The organism is Luteolibacter flavescens, from assembly GCF_025950085.1.
Classification (GTDB): Bacteria; Verrucomicrobiota; Verrucomicrobiia; order Verrucomicrobiales; family Akkermansiaceae; genus Haloferula; species Haloferula flavescens.
The window spans coordinates 29,362-55,762 of sequence record NZ_JAPDDS010000014.1; the positions used below are offsets into that span (position 1 = coordinate 29,362).

Consider the following 26,401-nt stretch of genomic DNA (forward strand, 5'->3'; position numbering starts at 1 on the left):
TCACTCAGCTTCACCGGTTGGAGTTTCAGCGTCAGTGGATTCAGAAGTGCTCTCATCCCTTTCATCAGGGCCGTCACCGAAGGGCCTGATCCAGTGGCATACATACGGGGTGTCATTTCCGGGTGCCTTGTAGATTTCAAAGCTGGCAGCTCCGTTCTCATCGAAGTCATCCGCCGTCAGCTGCAACCATGATCCACCATTGGCAAAGACAGCGTCAGGAACATACATCTCGATCCATATCGAGAGGTCGGGCGGAATCTCTCCATCCAGGACGTAGCCGACACGGACCACACGGGTGCCATCTGGAAGAGTCTCGATCAGTTGGTGATCACCCGTCCATGTCGCCGAAGCGAACAAGAAGCCATGGATATTGGTAGCATCGAGAATGGCTCCTCCCTCCGGCAGGCGGGCAATCACCCGGCTTGACGTTTCACGCGCTATGCCGAAAGAGGCGTCAAAGGATCGCTTGCCGTCCGACGGCAATTCGGAAAGCAACAGATTATCGTCACTCTGTATGACTGCAGCCTCGGGCAATATCGAAGGTGTCCAAGCGCGGCTACGATCATATGGAACATGGAAGTCCGCCCCAAGGTCGGCATCTACCACAACAAATCTGACAGATGATGTCAGGACCTCTCCTGCTGGCCCCTTTGCTGAAGTAGCCAACTCGTAAGATCCTTCTTTCGAGAACCGGTGCATGAAGGGCAATGTGGAGGAACCCGAGTGCAGCGATTTTCCATCAAGACTTAGAGAGAATTGCCATCCATCTGCACCTCCCGAAGGATCGCAGGCCATCAGACGCACCGAGTCGCCCCTGCGAATGTACCTGTGATCCACACCGTCAAGCAGGTTGATCGCTTTCCATACGAGATCGATTTCCTCGGTGATCGCGCCGCCTTCATAGGAGAGCTTTGCGGTGGTGGGAGAACCCAAGGCATCCAATTCAACATCGGCAAACCATCCTTTGCCGACACCTCGTGTGGCTTTAACCACGCGATCTCCTGAAGTGATTGATAAATCTTCAAAAAACCGTGACACACCTTCAAGGTTCGCTGGAGACGTTTCAAATCCAGCTTCGGAGACACTTACGCGATTTAGATCTCGATAGTATCTCTCCAGCCAATCGGGCAATCCATTGGCGTTCGCATCTTCGCCTGTCTGGGCAAGTATTTCGATCGATTGAATCACCATTGAAACCCCAGACCGGACATTTCGGTTCACGATGGTGATCTGATGCCGTCCGGCAGAGAGCCACGGAGTTAGGAAAGAGAGTTTGGTGAGCGTAGACGTGAGATCGCCTTCACCAACCACAACTCCGTCGACTTTGATTGTGACCGCTATTGGCGAAGCATGAGGCTCCGCAGAAATTGAATTTCCCGCCAGATCCACTTGATAGATTCCTGGCTCCGAAACCTCGAATTCCCAGTTCGACTGACCACGACGCGCAAGTGAATAGACCGCCCCATCCCTTACATAGGGGAGCCATGTCATTGTGCCTGACACAGCCCCTCCAGGAGCGAGGCTTGTCACTACTTTCGGAGGAGATGCGTCTTTGACCGTAGGATCGCTTCCATACACCTGAACTTCTGCCCGGTCATCCACACCGTCCCCGTCGCTATCTGCCAGACACGGGTTGGTTCCCAGCAGGAACTCTTCTCTGTTCGTGAGGCCGTCATTATCGAAGTCACCGTTCTCTCCCTGCTTCACCGGATCCTTCGACCCATTGTCTTGTGGATCAAGTCCGTAGTCCTTCTCCCAAGAGTCCGGCAAGTAATCGTCATCAAGATCGTCGTCATCGCCCGGGAAAGAACGAAGCATCTCGGTGGGGATCACTTCCCGCTCGCTCCACTCCCCACCGCTATCGCGATACTGCCATGCGATGGCCACGTGATCCTTGTCGCCTGCATCCTTGTGAAGGATCTCGAGGAAGCGCTCTTCGCCTTCATCGAGAAAGTTAGAACCGGATTTCTGCGCTGCACGTTCATCCCACGCTTCCGGTTCAGTCCAAGCGTCAGCATCAGGGCTAGCCCAAGTTGACGGCAGGATCCAAGCAATCTTCCGCTTCAGAAACTTCTGCTCCGAATCCGACAGCCACAGTTCGCAGTGGTCGTCGCCAGCGATCCAGAAGCGATATTCACCTGCCACGGGTGCCTTCACGGAACCACGGATGCGGGAGGTGAAGTGATCCGTCGTATTCATCTCCGACCTCGCACCGTCGGTGAGGGTAAACATCGACGGCGGCCTGAGAAGGTCTCCCGCTTCCCGGCTGCGCTGGAGTGAAACCCCGGGCGTCCGGAACCACCACTCACGCGACAGAGCACCGGGAACCGAGGTCCTGGAATAGGGATCGGTCCCGATCTGGTACTCGAGAAGATTGGACAATCCGTCGCCATCCGGATCTCCGCTCTCCGTCAAGAATGGAGCGCCGGCACCAGCCTGAGCCTCCATCTCGCGGACCCACGAGTCCGGCAGCCCGTTGCCATCGGCATCATCGGCATCCTTCGCGGGTGACCGCAGGAACTGGGGCAGCACCGCCTTGAAGTCCTTCTCCCCTTCCATGCGCCAACCGAGGGCCGACCAGCCGGGCTGGACCGCGTCCTTGTGGATGACTTCGAAATAATACTCCCGGCCCGCCTCCAGCTCGAGCACGGGCGTACGCTGGGACGGGATCTTCGACCATTCCTTCTCCGCTGCATCGCCCCGCCAGTAGTCATTGAACGCGACACGCTTCTTGTTGAACTTCGACGCATCCTCGGAGAACCAGAGCTCGACGGTATCGTCGCCGGCCACGGCGAGTTCATACTTGCCAGACTCGGTGGGCACCAGATAGCCGCTCAGCCTGCTGCCGAAATGGCTGGCCTCCAGCGAGGGCACCGCCGCTCCCTGGATGAACAGGGCCTCATGCGGAGTTTGGGAGAAACGAGGATCCCGCCGGAGTTCCTGAACTTCCCGCCCCCATGACCCATACCAGATCTCCATGAGGAGGAAGCCATTGAGCGGCTGGTCATCCATCGGATCGGTATGGCCGATGAATTCGTCGAAATTGCTGACCCCGTCACCGTCGGCATCCTGCCACCATGCGGCATCGGGTCGGCCCGCCAGGCCGGTTGCGCGCTGCCATTCATCCGGCAGACCGTCGTCATCCGCATCCTCGTCCGACCCCATCCACGGTGTCAGCACGTCCACGGGAACCTCAGCCGGCTTCTCGTCTTCATCGAATTGCCACAGCAATTCGAAGTGATCGTCCCCGGCACCCTCCTTGTGATATGCCTCCACATAATACGATTGGCCCTTCTCCACGCGGATCGGGGCGCTCCACTGGCTGTTGATCCTGCCGGTGTGACCACGGGGTGAGGATCCGAACCAACCCGGTCCTGTGATCCAAGCGATCTTCTTCTTGGAGAACGGACTGGCTGACGGGGACAACCAGAGTTCGGAATTGTCATCAGAGACCAGAACGAAGCGGACGGTGCCGGAGCGGGGAGCCACGAGCTGTCCCCGCATCCTGACCCCGAAGTCCTTGCCATCGCCCGCAGGCAGCATCGTGGCGGGAGAGACGCCCTTCACTGCCGGAGCCTTCCTCATCTCGGCAGACTCCAACATCTCCCTTACCGTCTGGCCACCAATGCCCTCCCAACGTTCGTAGAGCAGCCCGGAAGGAGAGACCTCCCCCCGGTCGAACTCCGTCGGATATGGCAGGAGCCACGTCGAGGGCTCGAGGCGGGTCTCATTCTCGGGCGGGGCGGACGGTTCCTCTGCTTGAACTGACGCCATCATCAGCATCGCCCCGGTGACGGCTGAGAACTTGCAGGGACGGAGGAATGCTGAGGGAGGTCTCATTCTTGAGGCTGGTCCCTACAGGCTATTCGCATTATCTGTCGATGCTTTCTCGCAACAATATTGACACATTTTCGCAATGTCTGATTTCAACCCCATATCCCACTCCCAAGCGCTCATTCCAAAACGAGCGAGTTTTGGCAATGATGCCTGACCTCGCTCAACGATGAAAGATCCTAAAGCCCAGCTTGATATGACTTGCAGCCTCTTGCCCGACCAGCCTAGCCGACTGAAGACAGGTATTGTTTGCACCGACATGGGCAAGGCCGTTGCGGGGCCTTCCGGATTCTCCACGGACACGTAAAGTAAAAGGGCTGTTCAGGCCACGATCCATCTCTTAGACAGGACCTTCAGTCCCTTCCCTTCGCCTTGTCCATTGCGACATGGCGATCTCAAGATATCACTCCGCCGGTGCCGGTCTTGCCGAGGCATATCGCCTTCCAAAGCTCTAGCGTAACCCCCATCGGCCCAGATTTTCCTCAGCAGTCGTAACGCCTCGTCAACGGCTCGAACAGAAGACGTGCCTTATCGCAATCCAGTATGTCGGCCGAAGTGATCTTCACCGACAGCAAGCTGCCGATTTCACTCGCTCGGCATTGCCCATTTCCTGCCAGAGATACATGCTCACTGACTCCACACGGTTCTTCTCTGTTCCCCCCAAAAACCCACAGGGATATCGCCTCAACCTCTTGGAAAATAAATAGCATGCCACCGGCCGGACTCGAACCGGCACGCAGGTTACCCTGCAACGGATTTTAAGTCCGCGGCGTCTACCGATTCCGCCACGGTGGCAATGGTCCCGCGCGTTGACGGGGGGAGACGCGGGCGACTATGGGCAGAGGCGGGGAGGCGTCGAGCCGGAATGATGTGCTTCGCGATGATAAGGCAGACGCGGGGCTTTCCTCCGCATCGCGCATGAAGGATGCTGGCATCCGACACGCATGCCCCTGATCGACCTACTTCCCCTCGCCTCCGGCGGTACCGGCATCACTCCTTTCTTCGGCATGCTGGCGATGGTCCTGGTACTGGCGGTCTTTGTATCGCTGGCGCTGGTGAAGCTCCGCCAGAGCCTGCTGGTGGGCTATTTCCTCTGCGGCATTTTGATCGCGAACAGCGGCGTGCTGGTGCTGGTCGGCATCGGGCCGGAGGACCCCACGATCGCGAATCTCGGCGAACTGGGCGTGATCCTGCTGATGTTCACGCTCGGGCTGGAGTTCTCGCTGGAAGAGTTCCGCCATCTCTGGCGGCAGGCGATCTTCGGCGGCGGGCTGCAAGTGGCGCTGACGACGATCGTCGCGGTGGTCATCTCCCGCTGGACGGGCCTGCCGTGGCCGGAAACGATCGTCCTCTCGGTGGCGGTCTCGCTGAGTTCCACGGCCGTCGCCATGAAGTCCTTCCAGGAACTCGGGCAGCCGAGCAATCCCGGGGCGCGCTTCTCGCTCGGTGTCGCGCTTTTCCAGGATCTGGCGGTCATCCTCTTCATCCTGCTGCTGCCTGCGATCTACGGCAGGGACAGCGGCTCGACGGTCGGGCAGATCGCCTGGGCGATGGGGAAAGGCGTGCTCTTCCTCGGGGCTGCCATCCTGCTCGGTCGCTATGGCAATACGCCGCTGCTGCACGCCGTGGCCCGCACACGCAGCCGGGAGCTCTTCACGCTCACCATCATCGGCACCTGTGCTGCGGTGGCGCTGGCCGGGGAGGCGCTCCAGCTCAGCCTGGCGCTCGGGGCCTTCGCCGCCGGGCTGGTGCTCAGCGAGTCGATCTACTCGCACCGCATCATGGCGGACATCCTGCCCTTCAAGGATCTATTCCTCACGATCTTCTTCGTCTCCGTGGGCCTGATGATCGACCTGAATGCGCTCGCGGCACATTGGGTCTTCGTGCTGCTGGGAACGGCGCTGATCATCGCGGTGAAAGGCGGCATCATCTTCGGAGTGACGAAGATCCTGAAGGTCCCGCTGCGCCCTGCCATCCTCGCCACCGCGAGTCTGGCGAGCACGGGGGAATTCTCGCTGGTGCTGTTGAAGAAGGCGGATACTTTCCGGGACTTCGACCCCGCCATCGAGCAGCTCCTGCTCGCCTGCACCGCCGTGACGATGGGGCTGGTGCCGACGCTGATGCGCGGGGCTGCGCCCTTTGGCCGGCTGCTGGAGAGCAAGGGCATGAAATCCCCCGTCCGCCCCTCACCGGACACGGCCCCGACCGCCGCCGTCCGGAAAATCAACGACCACGCCATCATCTGCGGCTACGGCCCGGTCGGCCAGAGCCTCAATGAGGCGATGCGCCGCTGCGATATCCCCACGCTGGTGATGGAGCTGAATTCCGACACCGTCCGCGAACTGAAATCCGCCGGGCAGCCGGTCCTTTTCGCCGACGCCGCCCACCCGGAAGCGCTCGACCTGGCCGGGATCGAGCGCGCGCGCTTCGTCGCCTTCACCTTCCCCGCCGTGCCGATCACCCTCGCCGCGCTGCCGCTGATCCGCGAAAAGAATCCCGGCATCCTCGTTTTCGCCCGGGCGAAATTCCAGACCGAGGTCGAGCAGCTCCGCGCCCACGACGTGCAGGTGATCCACGACGAGCGGGAGAGCTCCATCGCCATGATCGAAAATGCCATGGGTGCCTACCAGCGGGCGGACCTGTCGCATGAGGACGTGCTGACAATCGTGGACCGAAAGTGAGGGCGGCCTTCCCATTTGCAGCGCTCATACTTGGGGAAAAATCGGCCCCTATGTGACGAAAATTCCAGAATGTTCGCCGGGACTTGGCACGCCCGCAGCTTTATCACAACCCACATAGGTTCGTGGCGAACGGTTGGTTTCTTGGGTTTCACCTTCCAGTTTGTAGCGAACCGATCCAGAACGCGGCCGGCACGGGGTTTCTTGGGTTTACCCCCGTGCCGGCCGTGAGTTTTTGGGATGAGAGGCTCTTTCCGGCCCTCGGAAGAATGAAACGGGGGCGACTTGCGGTCCGGATTGTCCGAGTCCAAGTTCCCCGATGGTTTCCCAAGGACTATGACCGGCGATTTCACACGGCGGGGCTTCATGGCGACGAGCGCACTCGGCGGGCTCGGATTTCTCGCGGGCCTGCCCCCCGTCTCCGCGAATGACGCGAAGCTCGACCCGACAGCCGTGCGCTTCCTGCCGGAAATCGAGCCCCTCGTCCGCCTGCTCGAGGATACCTCGCGTGACCGGCTGCTGGAGGAAGTCGGCGCGAAGATCCGGAGCGGCACCACGCACCGGGACATCGTCACGGCGCTGCTGCTCGCGGGCATCCGGAATATCCAGCCCCGGCCCGTGGGATTCAAGTTTCACGCGGTGCTGGTCATCAATTCCGCCCACCTTGCCAGCCTGAGCGCGCCGGATGGCGACCGCTGGCTGCCGGTCTTCTGGGCGCTCGACCAATTCAAGTCATCGCAAGCGCGGGACAAGGAGGCAGGCGATTGGACGATGGAGAGTGTCTTCGAGCCAGCCGTGCCGGCCGCGGACCGGGCGGCGGCGGCATTTTCCACGGGCATGGATTCGTGGGACGTCGGCTGTGCCGACACGGCCGCGGCAGCGCTGGCAAGAAACGGCGACACGCAGGCGGCCTTCGATCTCTTCTGCCGCTACGGCGCGCGCGACTACCGGGACATCGGGCACAAGGCCATCTACGTCGCGAACTCCTGGCGGCTGCTCAATGTGATCGGCTGGCAGCACGCCGAGCCCGTGCTGCGCTCGCTTTCCTACGCCCTGCTCGCCCACGACGGCGGCAATCCCGCAGAGGCAGACGAGCTCGCCGACCAGCCGGGACGGAAGAACCAGGAGCGGGTCAAGGACCTGCGGGTCACTTGGAACGGCGGCGAAAACCGGCCGGAAGCGACCGCCGACATGCTCGCCACCCTGCGCACCGGCACATGGGACGAGGCATCGGCGAAAGCCGTGGAACTCATCAATGCCGGAAGCAGCCCGCAGCCGGTGTGGGATGCGATGTTCCAGGCGGCGGCGGAGCTGCTGATGCGACGGCCCGGCATCATCTCGCTGCACGCGTCCACCACCACGAATGCACTTCACTACGCCTACCGGCACGCGGCGAATGACGAGACCCGGCGCTTCCTGATGCTCCAGAATGCATCCTTCCTCCCGCTCTTCCGCGATGATGCCCGGGCGAAGGACGGCATCCGTATCGATACCTTCGAGCCCGTGCCGGAGGGTCGCCCCGCACCGGAAGCCGTGGAGGAGATCTTCGCCGGGCTGATGGAAGATCGCCCGCTGGCCGCGCGCCGCACCCTCGCCTACCTCGATGCCGGAGGCGACCCGAAGGTCTTCACCGATGCAGCGCGGCGGCTGATCTATCTGAAGGGAACGGACTCGCACGACTACAAATTCAGCACCGCTGTGATGGAAGACTGGCACTCGCTCTCGCCCGCCTTCCGCCATCGCTTCCTCGCCGCGAGCGTGCATTGGCTGAAGGGCACGACGGCACCGGACTCCCCGCTGGTGGCGAGGACGCGGGCGGCGCTGTAGCCACCGGCACTGCTGTCAGGCTTCACCGCTTTTTCACACCCGCCTCATGGCAAGTCCTTGGGGCGGCGGTTTTTTCATCCGGAGCATGAAGAAACTAGTCCTGCGCACCCTCGCCGCGCTGATCCTGACACCCACCCTGGCATTCGTCGTCTTCCCCTTTGCAAAGACCGCCTGGTATCTCGTCACGGACACCGGACTCCGCTCGGCCGCCCCTTCGACTTTCGCCTTCAATCTGCACGCCTCCCTCTCCCGCCGGCTGCCGGGATACGTGGACGAGCGCATCGCCTCCGGGGTGGCGGAGACGCTGAAGGTGAATCAGATCACCGCGACCGAGTCGCCGGTCTATGGTGCCTTCTTCTACCTGCTCGCGACGGAAAACCTGCAGGCGCAGTGGGAGGCTGACCCGACGCTTTCAAGACGTCCGCCGAAGGAGACGGGGAAGGATGCCATCGAGGCCTGCACCCGCATCATCCTCGATCCGGGCCATGCCCACTGGGTGCGGACCTATTGGGGCGACGACTACCTCGACGACCCGAATTGCTTCTACCGCATGCTCGTGATCGGCTCGCTCGCGGCGCATCACCACCTGACGGGAAAAACGGAGCACCTGCCCATCCTGAAACAACTCACCGCCGACCTGGCCGCGGACATCGATGCCTCTCCCTACGGCCTCGTGGATGACTACCCCTCGCAGTGTTTCCCCGCCGATGTGGTCGCCGGGATCGCGATGATCCGCCGCGCGGACCCGTCGCGTGCGGAATGGGCAAGAAAGGCCTTCCACCGGATGATGGAGAATTTCCCGGGCCAGCTCCCGCCCTACATGGCCATCGCGGAGACGGGCGAAGCATGGGGTCCCTCGCGCGGCTGCACGAATGGCTTCTTCTTTTCCTACGCCCGCGATCTCGACCCGGCGGCTGCCGATGCACTCTACGGGAAACTGGTGACCGACTTCTGGCAGGTGAATCGCCTCGCCGCGGGCTGGCGGGAATTTCCAAACGACGGCAATCACCCCGACAGCTACATCGATGCCGACTCCGGGCCGGTGATCTGGGGCTTTGGCACCGGCGCGACCGGGCTCGGCATCGGGAGCACGCGGATTCATGGAGATCACGAGAAGGCGGGCATGCTCGGCGCGGAGATGCTCGCGGGCAGCATCCCGCTGCCGGATGGATCGCTGCTGCTGCCGCTGATGGTGTCCGATCTCGAGCACGCCCCGCATTTCGCGGAGACCGTGATCCTCCACCAACTTTCGCTCAGCGGCGGCGGCGAGCCCATGCGGCGGGCACCGCTCACCGGGGCGGTGTGGCTGATCCTCGGCGTGGAGCTGGTCCTCGGTATCTTGCTGCTGCGTCTGGTGAGGCACTTGTTCCGGCGATCCCGGAGTCGGATCGACTGCCCTCCGCTCCCGGCGTGATGTGCCCGGGTGTCGGCACTGATGGAGGCGGGCGCTTGCCATCTTCGATCCGGCAGAGGCAACATTGCCACATGATCCGACTTATCTCCTCCCTATCGGTCGCGCTCGCCATGATGCTGGTCCCCGCTTCGGCGGAGCCTGCCGCCCTCACCAAGGCCCGCGAGGGGCACGTGACGAAGCTGCTCAAGAAGGAGTCGGAAGATCAAGCCGCGCCCGACCCGCCGAAGGGAGTCTTCGAGAAAATCTCCTACACCTCCCCCGCCGGAAAGCTGGTGGCCTACATCAGCCCCGCGCCGAAGGACGGAAAGAAGCACCCGCTGGTGATCTGGCTCACCGGTGGCTTTGGCAACAGCATCTCGCAGATCGCCTGGGAAGACATGCCGCCGGAGAACGACCAATCCGCCGCCGCCTTCCGCAAGGCAGGGCTGGCGATGATGTATCCCTCGTTGCGAGGCGGGAATGACAACCCCGGGAGCAAGGAAGGCTTCTATGGCGAGGTGGACGACGTGCTCGCCGCGATCAACCACGCGGCCAAGCTCCCGTGGGTGGACCCGCAGCGGATCTACCTCGGCGGTCACAGCACCGGCGGCACGCTCGCACTGCTGGTCGCGGAGGCGGCACCGGAAAAGCGCCTGCGGGCCGTCTTCGCATTCGGCCCCGTGGAGGATCCCGCGGGCTACGGGCAGGAAATCCTTCCCTACGATCTGAAGAATGCGAAGGAGCGGCGCCTGCGTGCGCCCCTGCACTATCTGGACGCGATCACCTGCACCACGCTGGTGATGGAGGGCGCGGACGGCAACGCCGACTCGCTCAAGGCGCTGGAGCGGCGTAACCGGAACAAGAATGGCAAGCTGGGCTTCATCACCGTGGAGGGAGAGGATCACTTCACCATCCTCGGGCCCACCAACGGGCTGCTGGCCACGAAGATCCTCGCGGACAAAGGCGACGAGTGCTCGATCACGATCACCGCCGGGGAAATCTCCGCCGCCACCGCGCAGGCCAAGGCGGACAACTTCCAGCCGAAGGGCGACCTGCGCGCGAAGGGCACCGGCATCGGCATCGTCTTCTACTACGCGCCTGACCCGCTCGTCCCGCCGATGGAGGCACTGCGCAAGGCGGTGGAGAAGGAGATGAAAGGCACTCCGGTTTTCGACAGCTTCGACGACGCGACCGAGCCGCCCTTCATCGTGATGATGGAGGAGCAGGCACCGCTGAAAGACTACCCGGTGCCGGATGAGGACTACTTCCAATACAAGGGACACGGCCTGGATGAAGCGGAGGTGAAGGCGATCCAGAAGACATCCCGCGCTTCCATCGTGATGCTGGTGACACCTGCCGATGGCCTGTGGCAGCGGGCGAAGGCTTTTAACAAGGTGGCCCATGCCTACGCCGTGGCGACCGGCGCGCACGTATGGGACAGCGCGACCCGCGAGTGCTTCCATCGCGACGCCTGGAAGGCACGGCGCATCGACACGTGGGGAAGCGGCGAGATCCCCGACATCCGCCACCAGATCACCATTCACAGCTATGAGAATGGCGACTCCGGCCACGTGCGCTCGGTCACCCTCGGCATGGAGAAATTCGCGTTGCCCGACGTGGCGGTGGAGCGCTCGGTGAAGTCCGAGAATCGCTCCGTTGGCGGCATCATCAATGTCTTCTGCCAGACGATCGCGAAGGACTCCGTGCTGGAAGATCCCTCGAAATTCACGCTTTCGCTCGACGCATTGCCCGCTGCCCTCGCGAAGGATTACCGCGAGACCCTGATCGAAGGTGGCTCCGGCAAGGCCGATCTCGCGATCATGCGCGGCACCCCGGATGAAGGCGACACGGACAATGCGCAGGTTGCTCTCGACTTCCGCCACGGCAAGGGAGCCGACGATGACGAGCGGCGCGCGGAGATTGTCCACCGCTTCTGGGGATCGAAGGATGAGATCTTCGGGATCGAGCACGACGATGCGATCGAGAGGGCCTCGGAAGAAGCACGCCGCAAGCTCACCGCGATGAAGGCGGACTTCCGGAAAGGCCTGCCCGTGGGATCGAACCTGATGGTGAAGGGCCCCTTCGCCCGTGATGACGAGGGCTCCGAGTGGATGTGGGTGGAAGTGCTGAAGTGGAGCGACGACGACGTGCTCAGCGGCTCGCTGCAGAACACGCCCTTCCACATCAAGAACCTGAAGGCAGGGGCGAATGTCTCCGTAAAACTTGCCGAGGCATTCGACTATATCCTGCGGAATCCCGATGGCAGCATGGAGGGAAACAAGACCGGCGAACTGATGCAGGAACAACTCAAGGAGCGCGGCGAGGAATGATGAAAGCACTCGTCATCGGAGCCACCGGTGCCACAGGCAAAGACCTCGTCGATGTCCTGCTGGGCGATCCGGGCTACTCGGAGGTGGTTGCCTTTGTCCGTCGCCCGGGCGGACGCCAGCACGCGAAGTATTCGGAAGTCGTGACGGATTTCGACAAGCTCGATGAGGTGTCGGACCACATCCGGGGAGACGTCTGGTTCTCGTGCCTCGGCACCACCTTGAAGGCAGCGGGCTCTCAGGAGAGGCAGTGGCATATCGACCACGATATCCCCGCGCGCTTCGCCGACATCGCGAAGAAGAACGGCATCCCGCGTGCGGCGGTGCTCTCCGCCTACGGGGCATCGACCGCGAGCAAGGTCTTCTACTCCCGGATGAAGGGCAGCCTCGACGGTCACATCACCCGCCTCGGCTTCGACCAATGCATCATCTTCCGTCCGGGCCTGCTGCTGCGAAAGGACACGGATCGCGCGGGCGAGCGGATCAGCGCTGCCGTGCTGAAGCTCGCGAATGCTCTCGGACTGTTCCGGAGATTCAGCCCGATGCCCACTTCAACGCTCGCGGAAAAGCTGGCGAAGTCGCCCGTGGCCCGCGGCCCCGGAATGCACGTGATCGAGCTGGATGAAATCTTCAGCGTCTGACCGCTGACCACGGGAAAAAGAAAAGCCCGGCCCTCGTGAAGGACCGGGCTTTCCCACGGATCATGCGTTGATCACAGGCTCTTCAGATACGCGGTGATGTCCGCCACGGACTGCGCGGACAGGCCGAGCATGGCGGGCGTGTACATGAGGGACTTGTCCATCTTCTTCATGCTCGCGATGCGGGACTTCGCGATGGTCTGGGTCTGTCCGCCGAGGCTCTTCATGATGACCGGGTCACCGTCGCTGAGGGCGATGCCCACGATGGTGAGTCCGTCGGTCGTTTTGATCTCGGTGCCGTCATAGCCGTGCGAGACATCCGCCGAGGGATTCACGATCGCCTCGATGATGACTTCCGCGGGCTGCTGCTTGCCGAAGCTGGTGAGATCCGGACCGTAATCGACTCCCGTGTCACCAAGGCGGTGGCACATGTAGCAGGCGGCCACGGCTGTTTTGCCACGCGCAGCATCGCCCTGGAGCTTCAGGATCTCGGCGGTCGGCGGCAGCTTTGGCACACCCGCGGGCTCGGCAGGCATCTCCACGGCGGTGAGCTTCACATTCGCCGGATCCTGCCCCATCGCCTTGAGGATGCCGTCCACGTCGTAGGCCTTCCACAGGTTGCCCTTGCGGTTGTTCACCCACCAGCCGGCCAGCTCCTTCTGGGAGAAGCTCGCGGTATTCGCCAGCTCGATCATCGCGGCGGCGGCGGCGGCGCTGTTCGTGAATCCGAGCGCGGTGAGCGTGAGCTTCACCTGCTCCGCGCTGACCTTTCCGGAAAGCGCGCGCGCCTTCTGGTCGGCCACGGCCTGCGGTGCATGCAGGCGCCAGGCGAGCCAAGCGAAGGTATCCGTCCACATCTCCGGCGAGGCGGTCACCTTGCTACGAAGGGCATCGTAGATGGCGGCCTCCTTGCCCGTGCAGCCGAGACCGAAGGCCTCAAGATAGGCGCGGTCCTTGCCGTCGAATTTCTCGCCGATCGTGACGAGGAAGGGCAGCGACTTCCCCACCGGCACGTCGCGCAGCGAGAGGGCGATCTCGCGGCGCACCATCGGGGAAGGATCCGCTGCCATCTTCTCCGCCAGCTTCACTACGTCGGCACCGGCAGCACGAACCGCGCGGCAGGCGACGAGACGCATGCGGGCATCCTCCGAGGAAAGCAGCCCGGTGACGACCTGCTCGCCGGACGGCCCCATCTGCGCGAGCAGCCACACGGCGCGGGCCGCGATGTAGGGGTTCTTGTCCTTCAGCAGATCGGCCACCGCGGGCACGGCCTTTTCACCCTGCTCCTTCAGGCGGACGAAGCCGCTGTTGCGGACATTCACCGCCGGGCTCTTCAGCGCGGCGATCTGGCCTTCGGTGGTATTCAGGTCGATCTTCGGCAGCACGGGTTTGAAGCCCTTCGGTGCGATGCGGTAGATGGTGCCGGAGCCGGACTTGTCCATCGTGCCATGACCGCCGACGCGCGGGTCGAACCAGTCCGCGACATACAGCGCACCATCCGGACCCACCGCGACATCGGCCGGGCGGAAGAGCGTCTTCAGCTCGCCGCTCGGCCCGCCGATGAAGTCGGAACCCGAGAATTGCTTCTCCTTGTTCGACGTCAGGAAGTCGATGCGCTGGAGCTTGAAGCCCGCGCCATCCGGCACCGGCAGGTAGCCGTAGATCACATTCTTGCCCGCCTCGCAGGCCAGCAGCAGGCCCTGCCACTTGTCGCCCAGCGCGCCATTCTCATAGAAGGCCACGCCGGTCGGCGAGCCGCCGCCGTAGATATCGCCCGCGGGCATGGTGCCCGGGTCTTCCTGGCGCCACTCGGCGGTCGGCACATCCTGGCCGGGGCGGCGGTCGGCACCCCACGAGCGCTTGCCATCGGCGGAGGAGAAGCCGGCATTGCCACCCTCGATCACCTCGGTCACGCGGCAGGCCGGCGGGTCGTCATTGTCGCTCTGGAACATATCGCCGAATGACGTGAGCGCCTGCTCGTAGGAGTTCCGGTAGTTGTGGCCCACGATGCGGGCATTCGTGCCGTCCGGATTCATGCGGACGGAGAAGCCGCCGACCCACACGTTGCCATCGTCGCTCGGCTGACCGGCGATCGAGCGGACGTCCTGGTACCAGGTGCCGCCGCCGTCCTTGTAGTAGCCGCTGCCGATGCGGAAGGTCTTCCCGGACTTGTCCGTGAAGATCGCGCCGCAGTTGCCGTTGTTGAAATTCCACAAGCCGTCCGGACCCACCGTCACGCTGTGCAGCGAGTGGTCGTGCTGGCGCGCATTGAAGCCGGTGAGCAGCACCTCGCGCTTGTCCACCGCGGGGTCGAATTTCCGGTCTCCATTCACGTCGGTATAGACGATCAGGTCCGGCGGTTGCGAGACGATGACCTTGTTCTCCAGCACCGCGATGCCCAGCGGCGACTCCAGGTTCTTGTCCTGCGTGAAGACCTCGGTGGTATCGGCCATGCCATTGCCATCCGTGTCGGAAAGGATCACCACGCGGTCGCCTTCCGGCCTCGCATTGCTCGCGTGGCGGTAGTTCACGCCCTCGGCGACATACATGCGACCCTCGGCGTCGAAGTCGATGTTGGTCGGGTTCCGAAGCATCGGCGTGGTCGCCCACACGGTCACCTCGAGATTGTCGTCCGGCGTCGAGAAGAGATCCTCGGGCACCAGCGTCTCGGCGCTGTCACCAGCCTCCGGCGGCTTCTCGGTATAGACTGCGAATTTCACGTTCGCAGGCTTGGCCTCGCCATTCTGGAACATGCCGCCGTCATCGATGCCTACCTTCGCGGTGAAGCCGCGCACGTTCTCCGGCAGCTTGTAAACGATCGTCGAGGATGCGTGCGTCCCGATGCCCTTCTCGTAGGTCTTCTTGTCGATGGTCAGTGCGTTTCCGCCGACATTCTTGCCGACCTTCGCCTCCCCCCAGCCGGTGGTCACCGAGGTCCACGGAAGATCCGTGAGATCCTTCGACGAGCCATCCTTGAAGTAGATCTTCGGCTCGATCCAGTTTGCCCAGTCGTAGGCCATGTCGCCATTGTCGGAGACGACCAGATAGAGCTCCTTCGCGTCCTCGATCCGTGCCTTGATTTCCTCCAGGCGTGGCGTCCGGGCGTTCATCGCCGCGGTCTCGGCCACCGGCTTTGCTGGTGGGCCCTTGCGCGCGGCAGGCTGCCGTCCGCCATTCTCGAACTTCTGGGGGCCGACCTGTGGGAATGCCGCCTCACGCTTCACATCCACCTGCGCGGCCGGGATCTGCTTGACCTCGCCGGGCTTCACGAGCGTGAGCCGCGGTGCATTGCCCTTCTCGTCCAGATTCGCATTCAGCTCGTCCTCGGTCAGTGGCTTCGAAGTCACGCCGTCCTTCGGGATCTCCACGCCCGCGGTCCAGACGATGGCATTGAGAACGATCTTGCGGAAGCCATCGACCGACCAGTTCCGGTGGTAGTGACCGCCGGTGAAGCCCACGCCGCGGCCGCCGTCCGGGCGCTCGATTCCCCACATCAGCGTCTGCTTCTTGCCGAGGCCGTCCACGCCGTGCTGGTTCCAGAGATTGATGTAGCGCTTCATGCGCTCGCGGTCCGGCACGGCGGTGACGAGTTCCGCGATGTTTGCCGTCTGCGCGGCGAAGCGCATGTTGTAGTAAAACTCGTCGTAGGCCTCCACCAGCGAACCGACACCACGGGAGACCGGGTGATTTGGCAGCACCTTCAGGTCGGCCACCCAATGCGGGTTCACCGAGAAATCATCCTCGAAGGCCCCGCCGATCCATGGCCGGTAATACTTGTCGCCCTCCTCCTTCGACGGATGCACGGCGTAGTGCATGAACATCAGGCCCACGCCGCTCTTTGCCATCTGGTCCACCTTGTCCCAGCCCTTGCCGACCACGCTGGTGCCATCGGCGTAGATGATCAGCGCCTTGGCACCGTCGAGGACCTTCTCGTCGGACGGCCAACCGCTATGAACCTCGGCCTGCACGTCGAGGCCGCTCTCGTTCAGCGCCTCGGCGAGTAGCATGCAGCCGGCGCGGAATTCATGCTCGCCCGGACCGTGGCTTTTGCCCCCGGCGAGGAAGACGATTTTGTTCGCGGCATGCGCCTGGGCCACCATCAGGAGGCCGGCGGCGAGGAGACGGGCGAAGCCCGGCATGGGTGTTTTCATCGGATTCGGGCGGAAGGTGCGGGTTTGGTCGAAGAAAAGGGTGACGATGCTTTTAACCACCCGGCGTAAAAACGGGAAGCCCCCACATTCGGGGCAGGCGGTGCGAAACAATGTCCCCCCACCCCCGTGACCTGACATTTTTCTCCGGGAAAATCGGAGAATGACTCCGTCGCGGCCGTCCCGGGAAGCTCCTTGCAAAAGACCCTCCGCACCGATACCCTCGCCGCATGAAGGCGAGTTCCCGCCAAGCACCGATCTCAACCGGCGCAACCCCTCTGCCGTCCAAGAGCTTGAGGGATGCGCTGGGGAACGCCGCTCTGGAGGGAATCACCCCCGACGCGGAAGCGATGATCGATCTGGAGGCAGTCGCTGCCGGTACCATGACGCCGGAACAGTACCGGCAACGCGTGAAGGCAAGGTATGGGGTACAGGAATGACTCCGGCGATCCCTATGTGGATCCGGAGACCGGCGTTTTAAGATCCGGTGGGACCGGATGACCCAGAGGCAGATGGTGGACGCCTCCATCGCATCCTTCGAAGGAGACGACGGCCCTTTGGAGAACTTGCTGAGGAAGAATCTGGTTTCTGGGGAATGAGGCTCCCTTTCCATCCGTAACGGTCCCACCTACTTTTGCATCGCGTCCGCACCCCTTGCGAGGCATGGGTAGAGTGAGCCGGAGGCCCCGTCGTCATGTCGCATTCGCTGAGTCTAGCCAATACCCCCGACCGCCTGCTGGCGGTCGGCGGGGAAAACGCGTTGGCCGGGCAGGATGCCGAGCGGGTGCGGCGATTCTCCGAGCTCTGGCAGCAGTCCCAGCACGCGGTCCGGGCGTATCTCGCCAGCTTCGTGCCGGACGGCAGCCTGCGGGACGATTGCGTGCAGGAAGTCGCCCTCGTCGCTTGGCGGAAAGGTCCGCTCGATCAGGATGAGCAGGCATTCCTCCACCACGCGCTGGCCTGCGCCCGGCACATCGGCATGGCCGCCCGCCGAAAATTCCACGGCAGCCGCCTCCAGCTCCTCGCTCCGGATGTCGCCCAGTCGCTGGCCGACTCGGTGGCCGCCCAGGAGCGCCCCGCGCCCACCGAGGCGACCGAGCGGGTGGAAGCACTCCGCCACTGCATCAGCCGCCTGACTCCCGACCAGCAGTCGCTGATTCGTCTGCGCTACGGCGAGGAAAGCGCCGCCGCTCTTTCCAAGGAGGCACAGCGCGCCGGGAAATCGCTGGAAACCCTCTACAAGCGCCTCGAACGGCTGCGCGGACTCCTGCGGGACTGCGTGACCCGCCAGATGACCCCGACGGAATGAGCGACCTGCCCGCCCATCCCCCCGAAGCCGACGAGCTGTCCGAGCTCTTCGCCAGATTCCTCGACCAGCGGCTGGACGAGAAAGGGCACCGTCGTCTGGAAGATCTGCTGCGCGATGATCCCGCCGCCCGCGACCGCTGCGCGAAGCTCCTGCTCTTCGACGCGGAGATGAAGGACGCGCTGGAACCCAGCGAACTGGAGTGGCTGGAGACCCGGCGCGTCGTCCTCGCCCGCCGCGATGGCCGCCCGGCGATGGAGATCCAGCGCAGCCAGGAGCTTCGCGTGGGCCCGCGCGCCAGGCTGGAAAACTCGCGCCCGGGAAAGCGGAGGAAAGCCGCTGCGATCTTCGGCAGCTTCGCGGTCCTCGCCGCAGCCGCCGCCTTCCTCGTGCCGCGTTTCCTCCACCCGGTCGCCGCGCCGGTGCTGCGGAATCCCGGATTCGAAATCACCGACCTCTCGCTGAATACCACGGGAAACACCACCGCGCTCATCGAGTGGCAGGACTACTTCTCCACGCTGGATGCCGACCTCTGCGAGATCGGCCGCGTGAGCGGAGGGCGCGTCTTCGCGAAGTCCGGGCGGAATGTCGCGCGGCTGAAAAGAGGAGGCCACCTCACCCAGCGCCTGCAGGATGAGCATGGCAAGCCCATCACCGCCCGGCCCGGCGCGCGCTACGTGCTCACCGGCTGGGCCTACACCGATGGCACCGGGACTCACGTCCTGCGCCCCGCCCTGCGTGTGGTCGCCAGCGGCTGGCCCGCGATGATTCAGTACGAAGCCGCCACCCAGCGCCACGAACTCCCGCAAAAAGACGGCTGGCAGCAATTCCGCGTCGAATTCGACCTTGGTCAAGACCTCGAGCGGGAACCCAGCGACGTGACCATCACCGAGCGCCCCACCCTGGACCTGAAGGGACGCGAAATGACCCTCTCCCTCGACTCCCGCGGCGACAAGGGCTCGGTCTTCTACCTCGACGACCTGTCGCTGGAGGTGAAAGGGGACTGATGATCGATCCAGGTTAACGGAAGGCACGGAATTAACAGGCAAGTACCGACCCGGTGCTATCCGCCTATGGACACGACCGCGGCTCCAGCATAGTGTACCGACGCGACGACAATCCGAATTTCACGGAGTGCCGAATTCACCTCTAATTCTGCTTAAATCATTCAAAACTGATCAAAATGAATATTAACAATTTGATTGCCAGCATTATATTCGGGGTGAATTTATTCTCAGTTTCACATGCGCAAAATTCGACCGAGAGTAATGATTATAGTTCTCCAAGGATAGGCAGATTACTGAAAGTCGCAAGACTGAATTCGACCGGACAGGATCCGAATCGATACATGCGTCTTCTAGAAAAACAAGGGGCCGATTGTGATATAGCTACGGAGCTGGATCCGGCGAGCTTCAGGGTTATTAGAGTTTGGAGTTTGGGCGAATCCGCCGACATCCTCAGAACTATAAAAATCTTTAAAGACGGATCGATGAAGATGGCGCTGAAACGATATCCATCCGACCCGGCGAATGAGCATGGATTTAAGCCCGTTGATTTTGACGACACAGTAAAGAAGATCGATTCTTTACTAAAAGAACCAATCTCTTTCAGAAAGACATCCGTTAGCATTGGAAGTAACGGCGTTGATTTCATTGTTGAGTCTATCAAAAAAGGAGAGTATCTTTGGGCGGTTCGGGAGGCTGATTATTCCGACGGAGACGAATATCGTGCAATGGGGGAAATAATAGATGGGCTTAGCGCCAAAGGCAGTGCATCACAAAAGCCCGTCCCTCAGAAAAAGGAAAAATGAATCCACGCGCCAACTAATGGCACTGACCGTGCCAACCCGTTTTTTGAAGCAAAACGCCGATAGTTTCTCGACTAGAAATATCCCCTTGCCCGCCACCTTGGCAGCCTTCGGGCAATGCGGGTTACTTACAGTCTCGCCGCATGGCGTGAGGATGCCTTCACGTATTCCTCACGACCAACAGCGACGAGACAGTCGTCTATTTTCCCTCCTGAGAGCGATCTTGAGAAAACCGGATGAACACGAATGCAGCCGGACAGATTTCTCCTTGGTTGGTTTTGTAACGGGACGATGACCCAGCAGAGAGGAAGCCTGATCCCGGAGTCGCCCATGCCATTGCGAATCCTCCGGCTGGGGCTGCTGGTCAGCAGCATCGGCTGGGGCATCTCGTTCCTGTTCACCTTTGCCCCGTGGAGCACGGCGGCGGATCAGCTCTACCTGATGGGGGCGGACCGCATCCACTATCAGCCCCTGCTCGACTACTGGCTGAAGATGGCGTCCGCGACCTTCGGCTGCATCGGCATCGCCTCGGCCCTGGCATGCCTGACGCCAGCTCGCTTCGCAGGCCTGATCTACCTCCTCGGGCCATTCCACGCAGTGATCGGGACGGTGCTGGTCGTCGCCGCGATATCCAATGACCTGAGCACCGACCGGCATCCCACCTTTCCGGCGGACATCACATTCTGCTTCGTCACCGCAGCGCTGATTTCCGCACCGCTTCTCGTGACACTGCGGAAAAGCAGGTCCACGGGGCATCCTTCTTGAGGCTGAGTTGCCAAGCGCGGGGGAGGGGGATTTTTCGGGCTTGCGATGGAGGGGCCTTCACTCCATTCGTCGCCCAAGTCAAAAGCCATCCATCGCGACAACTACATTTTCCGCGTAAGATTCCATGCTTCAACACGCTCTCGACAGTTTCGCCGGCATCAAAGGTGTTGAAATCCTGGCCTTCATCATCCCCTTCCTGCTGGCCATCTGGATCGATCTGAGGGCCCACCGCGCCAGCCACGCCATCACGATGCGGGATGCCGCCATGTGGTCGGTGATCTGGGTCCTCTGCGCGATGGCATTCGGTGCCTTCATCTACTTCGAGCGGGGAGGCGAGGCCGCCAGCCTCTACGTCACTGGCTATGTCCTGGAGAAGGCCCTCGCGGTGGACAATCTCTTCGCCTTCTTCCTCATCTTCAAGTCATTCGGCCTCACCCAGGAGCAAAACCAGCCGCTCCAGCACCGTATCCTCTACTGGGGAATTCTGGGAGCCATCGTCTTCCGCGTCCTTTTCCTCGGGATCGGAGCGATGGTGGTGAATCTCAGCCCCTACGTGCTCATCGCCTTCGCTCTCATCGTCCTCTGGACGGTCTACAAGATGTGGCAGAGCGACGACGACGACGAGGAAGTGGACTACACCAAGCACTGGTCGGTGGCCCTCGTGAAGAGATTCACCAGGGTGAATCCATCCATCGAATCGAAGCGGTTCTTCTCCAACGGAGCCACGCCGCTTTTCCTCTGCCTCATCTGCATCGAGGTCTGCGACGTCATCTTCGCCTTCGACTCGATGCCGGTCATCGTCGCGGTGGTGAAGGATCCCTTCCTGATGATCACCTCCAGCCTCTGGGCCGCTGCCGGCTTGCGGAGCCTCTACTTCCTGCTCATCGCCGCGCAGAACAAATTCTGGGCGCTGGAGAAAGCCGTCATGCTGCTGCTCGTTTTCGTCTCGGGCAAGCTGATCGGCAGCGCCTTCCTCTACCACCTGCCGAATGCCGTGAGCCTCAGCATCGTCGGCGTGATCCTGGCCACCGGCATCATCTGGTCCCTCGTCTACCCGATCAAGGAGGAGCCAGGAAAGAAGCCGTGAGCCTTTCGCTTCGTCGCCGCGGACATCCATCCGCCGCGACCGATGCGTCATCCACGCTGCGGACCGCCGGAATTCCGCATTTCCATTCCCCGTCCGGGCCATTCATCCTCCGCGCATGGATTTTCTCGCGAAGGCATGGCAGGTCATCGAGATCGAGACCGGGGCGCTGCAGGGCATGGCGGCCCGGCTCGATGGCGGCTTCTCGCGGGCGGTGGAAATCCTGAAGGACACCCTCGACCGCCGCGGCAAGATCATCGTCGCGGGCATCGGGAAATCCGGGAACATCGGCCACAAGATCGCAGCCACGCTGAACTCCACCGGCGCTACCGCCGTGGTGCTGAATTCCCAGAACGCGCTCCATGGCGACCTCGGTATCCTCTCCGATGGTGACGCCGTGCTGATGCTCTCCTACTCCGGCGAGACCTCCGAACTGCTCGACCTGCTGCCGCACGTGAAGCGCTTCGACGTGCAGGTGATCGCCCTGACCGGCAAGCCTTCCTCGACCCTCGCCGAGCACAGCGACGTGACGCTGGATACCTCCGTGGACCGGGAAGCCTGCCCGCTGAATCTCGCACCCACCTCCTCCTCCACCGCGATGCTGGTGATGGGCGACGCGCTGGCAATGGTGCTGCTGGAGGCGCGCGGCTTCACGGAGAAGCAATTCGCGCGCTTCCACCCCGGCGGGGCGCTGGGCCGCGCGCTGCTGACAAAGGTGGCCGACATCATGCGCGCGGGCGACCAGCTCGCGCAGATCGTGGAGGGAGCCACGGTGCGCGACGCGCTGGTGGCGATGTCCCAAGCCCGCTCCGGTGCGTGCGTGGTGACTGCGGCGGATGGCAAGCTGGCGGGCATTTTCACCCACGGCGACTTCGCCCGCAGCTACCAGAGCGATCCTCATGTGGGCGATCGTCCGGTGGCGGATTTCATGACTCGCAGGCCGATCAGCGTATCGGCGGATTCGCTCGCGGTGGAGGCGGTCCAGACCATCGGCTCGCACCGTGTGGACGACGTGGTGGTACTGGATGGCGAAGGCCGCGCGGTGGGCCTCGTGGACACCCAGGACCTCGCCCGGCTCAAGATCGTTTGAACACCTATTCGATCTTGATTCCTTAAGCATCCCGAAGTAATCACCTCGTCGCGCATGGCGAGGACCCCCAAGAAACAGATCCGGCTGGGCTCGACGACAGGGAACGCCCGTCGCCGCCGACGCCAGACATTCTCCGAGGTACTCTCGAAAGCGAACGCCCGCGCGCATGACCGGATCAACCGCCGCCTGAACCAGCGCGACCTGAAGCATGTGCGCGCGGCCATCGCCGGGAGCGCCGTGCTGGGCTATGAGGATCCGCCTACGGGCATGCTGACGCGGGTCTCCCGCTGGATCCTCGGCCTGGTCCTGCTGCCGCTCTGCTGGATCACCACGTGGACTTTCTTCCAGCAATTCAGCGACGCGACGCTGGATCATGCCTTCTGGAAGATGCCCTCCTTCTGGTACTTCGCCACCGGCGTGCTGCTGATGACGGGGTGGTTCTTCTGCGGGCTGCTGCGGTCCTTCTTCCTCTACCTCTACGTGCTCGGCCATGAGCTGACGCACATCCTCTCCATCTGGGCCTTCCGCGGCCGGGTCAGCGACTGGGGCGTGAGCCTCGACGGCGGCTACGTGACGACGAACAAGTCGAACATCTTCATCGCGCTCTCGCCCTACTTCATCCCGCTGTGGGCGGCGCTCGGCGTGCTGGTCTACCTGCTGCTCGGCATCGCCTTCCCGCTGCCGCCGGTGTCGGACAAGATCCTCTTCGGCTGGGTCGGCTTCTTCTGGGCCTTCCACCTGCTGTGGACACTCTGGATGATCCCGCGCGACCAGCCCGACCTGCGGGAAAACGGCACCTTTCTCTCGCTGGTGATCATCTATCTGGCGAACCAGCTCGTGCTCGCGGGCCTGCTCTGCGCCGCCGCCAAGCCGCTCGGCTTCGGGGAGTTCGGCGAGGAATGGATGGCAAACGCTGCCCGCAGCATGGAAGGCGTGCTGCGCGTGGTGCGGGAGATCCGCTACGGGCTTTAATGGCGAAGGGTTGCGGACACGCCGATCCGCCGCTATGAGGAAGTCGTGAGAACAGAATTTGCCAAACTCCTGGAATTGAGCCGGGCCGAGCGAATCGAACTCGTCGAAGACCTCTGGGACAGCCTCGCAGACGAGAAGACCACCGAGGATGTGAGCGCCGAGAAAAAGAAGGAACTCGCGGACCGGCGCACCCGTTTTCAGGCGAATCCCGAATCGGGTCTCTCGTGGGACTCGGTGAAGAAGCTGGCGAGAAGCCGCCATGAGTGACCGGATCATCTACACACCGGATTCCGCTCAGGACATCGCCGAATCCTACGACTGGTACGAAGGTCACGAGCCCGGACTCGGCGAACAATTCCTTCTCAGCGTCGAAGCCTGCGCCTCACGGATCCAGCGAAATCCGGCCGCCTATCCTCCGGTAGCCGATGGATTCAGGAAGGCCGCTTTGAAACGCTTCCCATTCGAAATCTTCTACGAAGCGACGCCGGACCACATCACGATTTACGCGGTTTATCACTTTTCCCGGGACCCGAAGAAGTGGCGCGCGCGGCTCAAGAAGCGGAAGTGATCCTGCTACCCCACCATCTTCACGCACGCCAGCACCGCCGAGCCGATCAGCAGGCCGACAGCGGCGCCGCCGAGCACCAGATCGGCGGAGGTGGTGCGGGGACGATGCGGGGATGAGGATTTCGGAAACACCACCGCGGCGTAAATCATGCCGGCGATGAGGCCGCCCGCGTGCGCGGCATTGTCGATGAAGTGCCGGAAGACATAGCCGATGATGCCGGTCATCACGATGCCCGCGACCAGGCGCTTGCGTGCGCTCTCCGGGACGAGGCTGCGGTGCATCGACTCGAAGACGAGCAGGAATCCGAGCAGCCCCATGAGCCCGCCGGAGATGCCGACCGACGTCTTGTCCATGAAGCGGGCCGATGCCTCACCACCCACCCACGCGGAAAGCAGCAGCACCATCGCCATGTGCGGCCAGCGGGCGAAGCACTCCACGCGCTTGCCCAGGTAGGCGAGGGCGGACGCATTCATCAGCCAGTGCAACCAGTGGCCGTGCAGGAAGGGCGCGGTGAGCAGCCGCCACCAGTCGCCCGCGGCACCGTCGACCTTGGTGAGGCCTGCCTTCGCTATCGAAATACCGAAGGTGTCGAGCGTTCCGAATCCGAGGACATAGTGCCACAGCCCGAGGAGGCCCTTCATTCCCTCCAAGCCATGCTTCCCGTTGTAATAAACAATCTCGGAGAAAAGTTGGACGATCGCCGCCACGACCATCAACCGGAACATCAGCCGGGTGACGGGCGTGTTCTGAATGGATAGCCAGGTCTCAAATCTCAGCACCGGCGCATCCACGGCCATCTCCCCTGCCGCCCAGCGCTTGGCGCGCTTGAGACGCTTGTAGCCCTGATACCACGGCAGCGCTCCCAGCAGGAAAAACAGCAGCACGCCCAGCCCCAGCGAGGCGTTGGCAGTGAGCTTGCCGGTGGAAAAGAAATTCCAAGCCACCATCACGACGAGGATCGCGCCAAAGATCGTCATCTGCTGCTTCCCCTCCCCCATCTCCCAGCGGGCCCAGCGGATGCGGGCCTCGCGCAGTGCAGGGTGGAGCTCCGGGATTTCCTCCGGCAGCACCCAGCCGCGGGCCGCGGGGGTCCACACCAGATCGACCCGAGCACCACCGTCCTCGACGATGGCGCGGGACAGCTCCTCGAAGCTCCCGACCGGCACCTCGCGGCCCTTCCGGTCCACCCAGCCCCAGCCAGGGGCGGCTTCCGGAAAGGCATTCTCGCGCGCCCATACGGGAAGCTCGGAGTCAGGGGTCATCGTCGGCTCAATCAAGCGCGGGCCGTGCCGGTGGCCAAGGGGAAATCCCGGCCAAAGAAAAAGGCGCGGGGCAAAACTGCCTCGCGCCTTTCCGTGAAAATCGTGATGTCGATCAGGGCTCCTCGACCTTCGGAGCGTCCTCGGTCGGCTCGGTCACTTCAGCCGGGGGAGTCGCGTCGGAAGGCGGTGTCGGCTCGGCCTCGGGCTTCGGCTCTTCGGCCGGGGTGGTCTCCGGGGTCGGCTCGGGCGTCGGTGCCGGGGTTTCCTCAGGAGCTGCCGGGGTGGTCTCGGCGGGGACCGGTGCGGGCGGAGTCACCGGCTCGGGCTGGACTTCTCCGGCATTCGCCGCTTCCTCGGAAATCGAGAGCGGCTTCTCTTCGACCTGTGCCGCGGGAACCTCGGCCTGCAGGGTGTGCTGGCTGGCGGTGCGCTTGTTCATCAGCACGGCGAGCGTGAGCGTGAGGACGAAGAACAGCGTGGAAAGATACACCGTGCCCTTCTGCAGCACGTTCGTGGTGCGGGCACCGAAGAGCTGGTCGGTCGTGCCCGAGCCGAAGGCCGCACCGAGGCCTTCATTCTTCGGGCGCTGCATCAGGATGATCATGCTCATCAGCAGGCAGACGATGACAAAGACGAACAGCAGCAGGTTGATGCTGATGTCGAGCCAGGTGGCGAGAACGGTCATGGGGCGCGCACTATAGG

19 protein-coding genes and 1 tRNA gene are annotated in these 26,401 nt (G+C 62.7%); 15 read left to right on the plus strand and 5 right to left on the minus strand.

Annotated elements, in window-relative coordinates; translation table 11 throughout:
* Both OKA04_RS19965 and OKA04_RS19970 read right to left on the minus strand, forming a co-directional pair.
* Nucleotides 1-3,489, minus strand: coding sequence for a PA14 domain-containing protein (locus OKA04_RS19965; RefSeq protein WP_264502977.1), 3,489 nt, complete (start codon nt 3,487-3,489; stop codon nt 1-3).
* Nucleotides 3,490-4,543: 1,054 nt separating this feature from the next.
* Nucleotides 4,544-4,629, minus strand: a tRNA-Leu gene (locus OKA04_RS19970).
* A 149-nt stretch (nt 4,630-4,778) separates the two neighbouring features.
* Between OKA04_RS19970 and OKA04_RS19975 the strand changes: the two genes are divergently transcribed.
* From OKA04_RS19975 to OKA04_RS19995, 5 genes are all read left to right on the plus strand, one after another.
* Nucleotides 4,779-6,515 carry a cation:proton antiporter gene (locus OKA04_RS19975; protein WP_264502978.1) on the plus strand — a complete coding sequence of 579 codons (1,737 nt, stop codon included), beginning with the start codon at nt 4,779-4,781 and terminating at the stop codon, nt 6,513-6,515.
* A gap of 363 nt (nt 6,516-6,878) precedes the next feature.
* Nucleotides 6,879-8,339: a hypothetical protein gene (locus OKA04_RS19980; RefSeq protein WP_264502979.1), complete on the plus strand. Its 1,461-nt coding sequence runs from the start codon at nt 6,879-6,881 to the stop codon at nt 8,337-8,339.
* An 85-nt stretch (nt 8,340-8,424) separates the two neighbouring features.
* Nucleotides 8,425-9,753, plus strand: coding sequence for a hypothetical protein (locus OKA04_RS19985; protein WP_264502980.1), 1,329 nt, complete (start codon nt 8,425-8,427; stop codon nt 9,751-9,753).
* Between the two features lie 71 nt (nt 9,754-9,824).
* Nucleotides 9,825-12,062 carry a DUF2314 domain-containing protein gene (locus OKA04_RS19990; protein ID WP_264502981.1) on the plus strand — a complete coding sequence of 746 codons (2,238 nt, stop codon included), beginning with the start codon at nt 9,825-9,827 and terminating at the stop codon, nt 12,060-12,062.
* Complete coding sequence (locus OKA04_RS19995; protein WP_264502982.1) at nt 12,062-12,700, plus strand: NAD(P)H-binding protein; 639 nt, start codon at nt 12,062-12,064, stop codon at nt 12,698-12,700. The genes OKA04_RS19990 and OKA04_RS19995 overlap by 1 nt, the downstream gene beginning before the upstream one ends.
* A gap of 71 nt (nt 12,701-12,771) precedes the next feature.
* Here the strand turns inward: OKA04_RS19995 and OKA04_RS20000 are convergent, their stop codons facing one another.
* Nucleotides 12,772-16,848 carry a PVC-type heme-binding CxxCH protein gene (locus OKA04_RS20000; protein ID WP_264502983.1) on the minus strand — a complete coding sequence of 1,359 codons (4,077 nt, stop codon included), beginning with the start codon at nt 16,846-16,848 and terminating at the stop codon, nt 12,772-12,774.
* A 227-nt stretch (nt 16,849-17,075) separates the two neighbouring features.
* On the opposite strand from OKA04_RS20000, the gene OKA04_RS20005 reads away from it, so the two are divergent.
* From OKA04_RS20005 to OKA04_RS20050, 10 genes are all read left to right on the plus strand, one after another.
* Nucleotides 17,076-17,285, plus strand: coding sequence for an antitoxin VbhA family protein (locus OKA04_RS20005; protein WP_264502984.1), 210 nt, complete (start codon nt 17,076-17,078; stop codon nt 17,283-17,285).
* A 254-nt stretch (nt 17,286-17,539) separates the two neighbouring features.
* Entirely contained in the window at nt 17,540-18,154 is a 615-nt protein-coding gene (locus OKA04_RS20010) for a hypothetical protein (protein ID WP_264502985.1), read from the plus strand.
* Complete coding sequence (locus tag OKA04_RS20015) at nt 18,151-19,158, plus strand: hypothetical protein (protein ID WP_264502986.1); 1,008 nt, start codon at nt 18,151-18,153, stop codon at nt 19,156-19,158. The genes OKA04_RS20010 and OKA04_RS20015 overlap by 4 nt, the downstream gene beginning before the upstream one ends.
* A gap of 341 nt (nt 19,159-19,499) precedes the next feature.
* Nucleotides 19,500-19,961 (plus strand): hypothetical protein, encoded by a 462-nt coding sequence (locus OKA04_RS20020; protein WP_264502987.1) that lies wholly within the window; start codon nt 19,500-19,502, stop codon nt 19,959-19,961.
* 327 nt (nt 19,962-20,288) lie between these two features.
* Nucleotides 20,289-20,723, plus strand: coding sequence for a hypothetical protein (locus OKA04_RS20025; protein ID WP_264502988.1), 435 nt, complete (start codon nt 20,289-20,291; stop codon nt 20,721-20,723).
* Nucleotides 20,724-20,847: 124 nt separating this feature from the next.
* The gene (locus OKA04_RS20030; RefSeq protein WP_264502989.1) at nt 20,848-21,810 is read left to right on the plus strand and encodes a TerC/Alx family metal homeostasis membrane protein; all 963 of its coding nucleotides are present in this window, start codon (nt 20,848-20,850) and stop codon (nt 21,808-21,810) included.
* A gap of 115 nt (nt 21,811-21,925) precedes the next feature.
* Nucleotides 21,926-22,897, plus strand: a complete 972-nt coding sequence (locus OKA04_RS20035) for a KpsF/GutQ family sugar-phosphate isomerase (protein ID WP_264502990.1) — start codon at nt 21,926-21,928, stop codon at nt 22,895-22,897.
* Between the two features lie 54 nt (nt 22,898-22,951).
* Nucleotides 22,952-23,869: a hypothetical protein gene (locus tag OKA04_RS20040; protein ID WP_264502991.1), complete on the plus strand. Its 918-nt coding sequence runs from the start codon at nt 22,952-22,954 to the stop codon at nt 23,867-23,869.
* Nucleotides 23,870-23,914: 45 nt separating this feature from the next.
* Nucleotides 23,915-24,136, plus strand: a complete 222-nt coding sequence (locus OKA04_RS20045; protein ID WP_264502992.1) for an addiction module protein — start codon at nt 23,915-23,917, stop codon at nt 24,134-24,136.
* On the plus strand, nt 24,129-24,437 hold the full coding sequence (locus OKA04_RS20050) for a type II toxin-antitoxin system RelE/ParE family toxin (RefSeq protein ID WP_264502993.1): 309 nt from the start codon (nt 24,129-24,131) through the stop codon (nt 24,435-24,437). The genes OKA04_RS20045 and OKA04_RS20050 overlap by 8 nt, the downstream gene beginning before the upstream one ends.
* A gap of 5 nt (nt 24,438-24,442) precedes the next feature.
* Here OKA04_RS20050 and OKA04_RS20055 read toward each other — a convergent pair whose 3' ends face one another.
* Nucleotides 24,443-25,699: a rhomboid family intramembrane serine protease gene (locus tag OKA04_RS20055; protein ID WP_264502994.1), complete on the minus strand. Its 1,257-nt coding sequence runs from the start codon at nt 25,697-25,699 to the stop codon at nt 24,443-24,445.
* A gap of 112 nt (nt 25,700-25,811) precedes the next feature.
* Nucleotides 25,812-26,384 (minus strand): preprotein translocase subunit SecG, encoded by a 573-nt coding sequence (gene secG, locus OKA04_RS20060; RefSeq protein WP_264502995.1) that lies wholly within the window; start codon nt 26,382-26,384, stop codon nt 25,812-25,814.
* Nucleotides 26,385-26,401 lie beyond the last annotated feature (17 nt).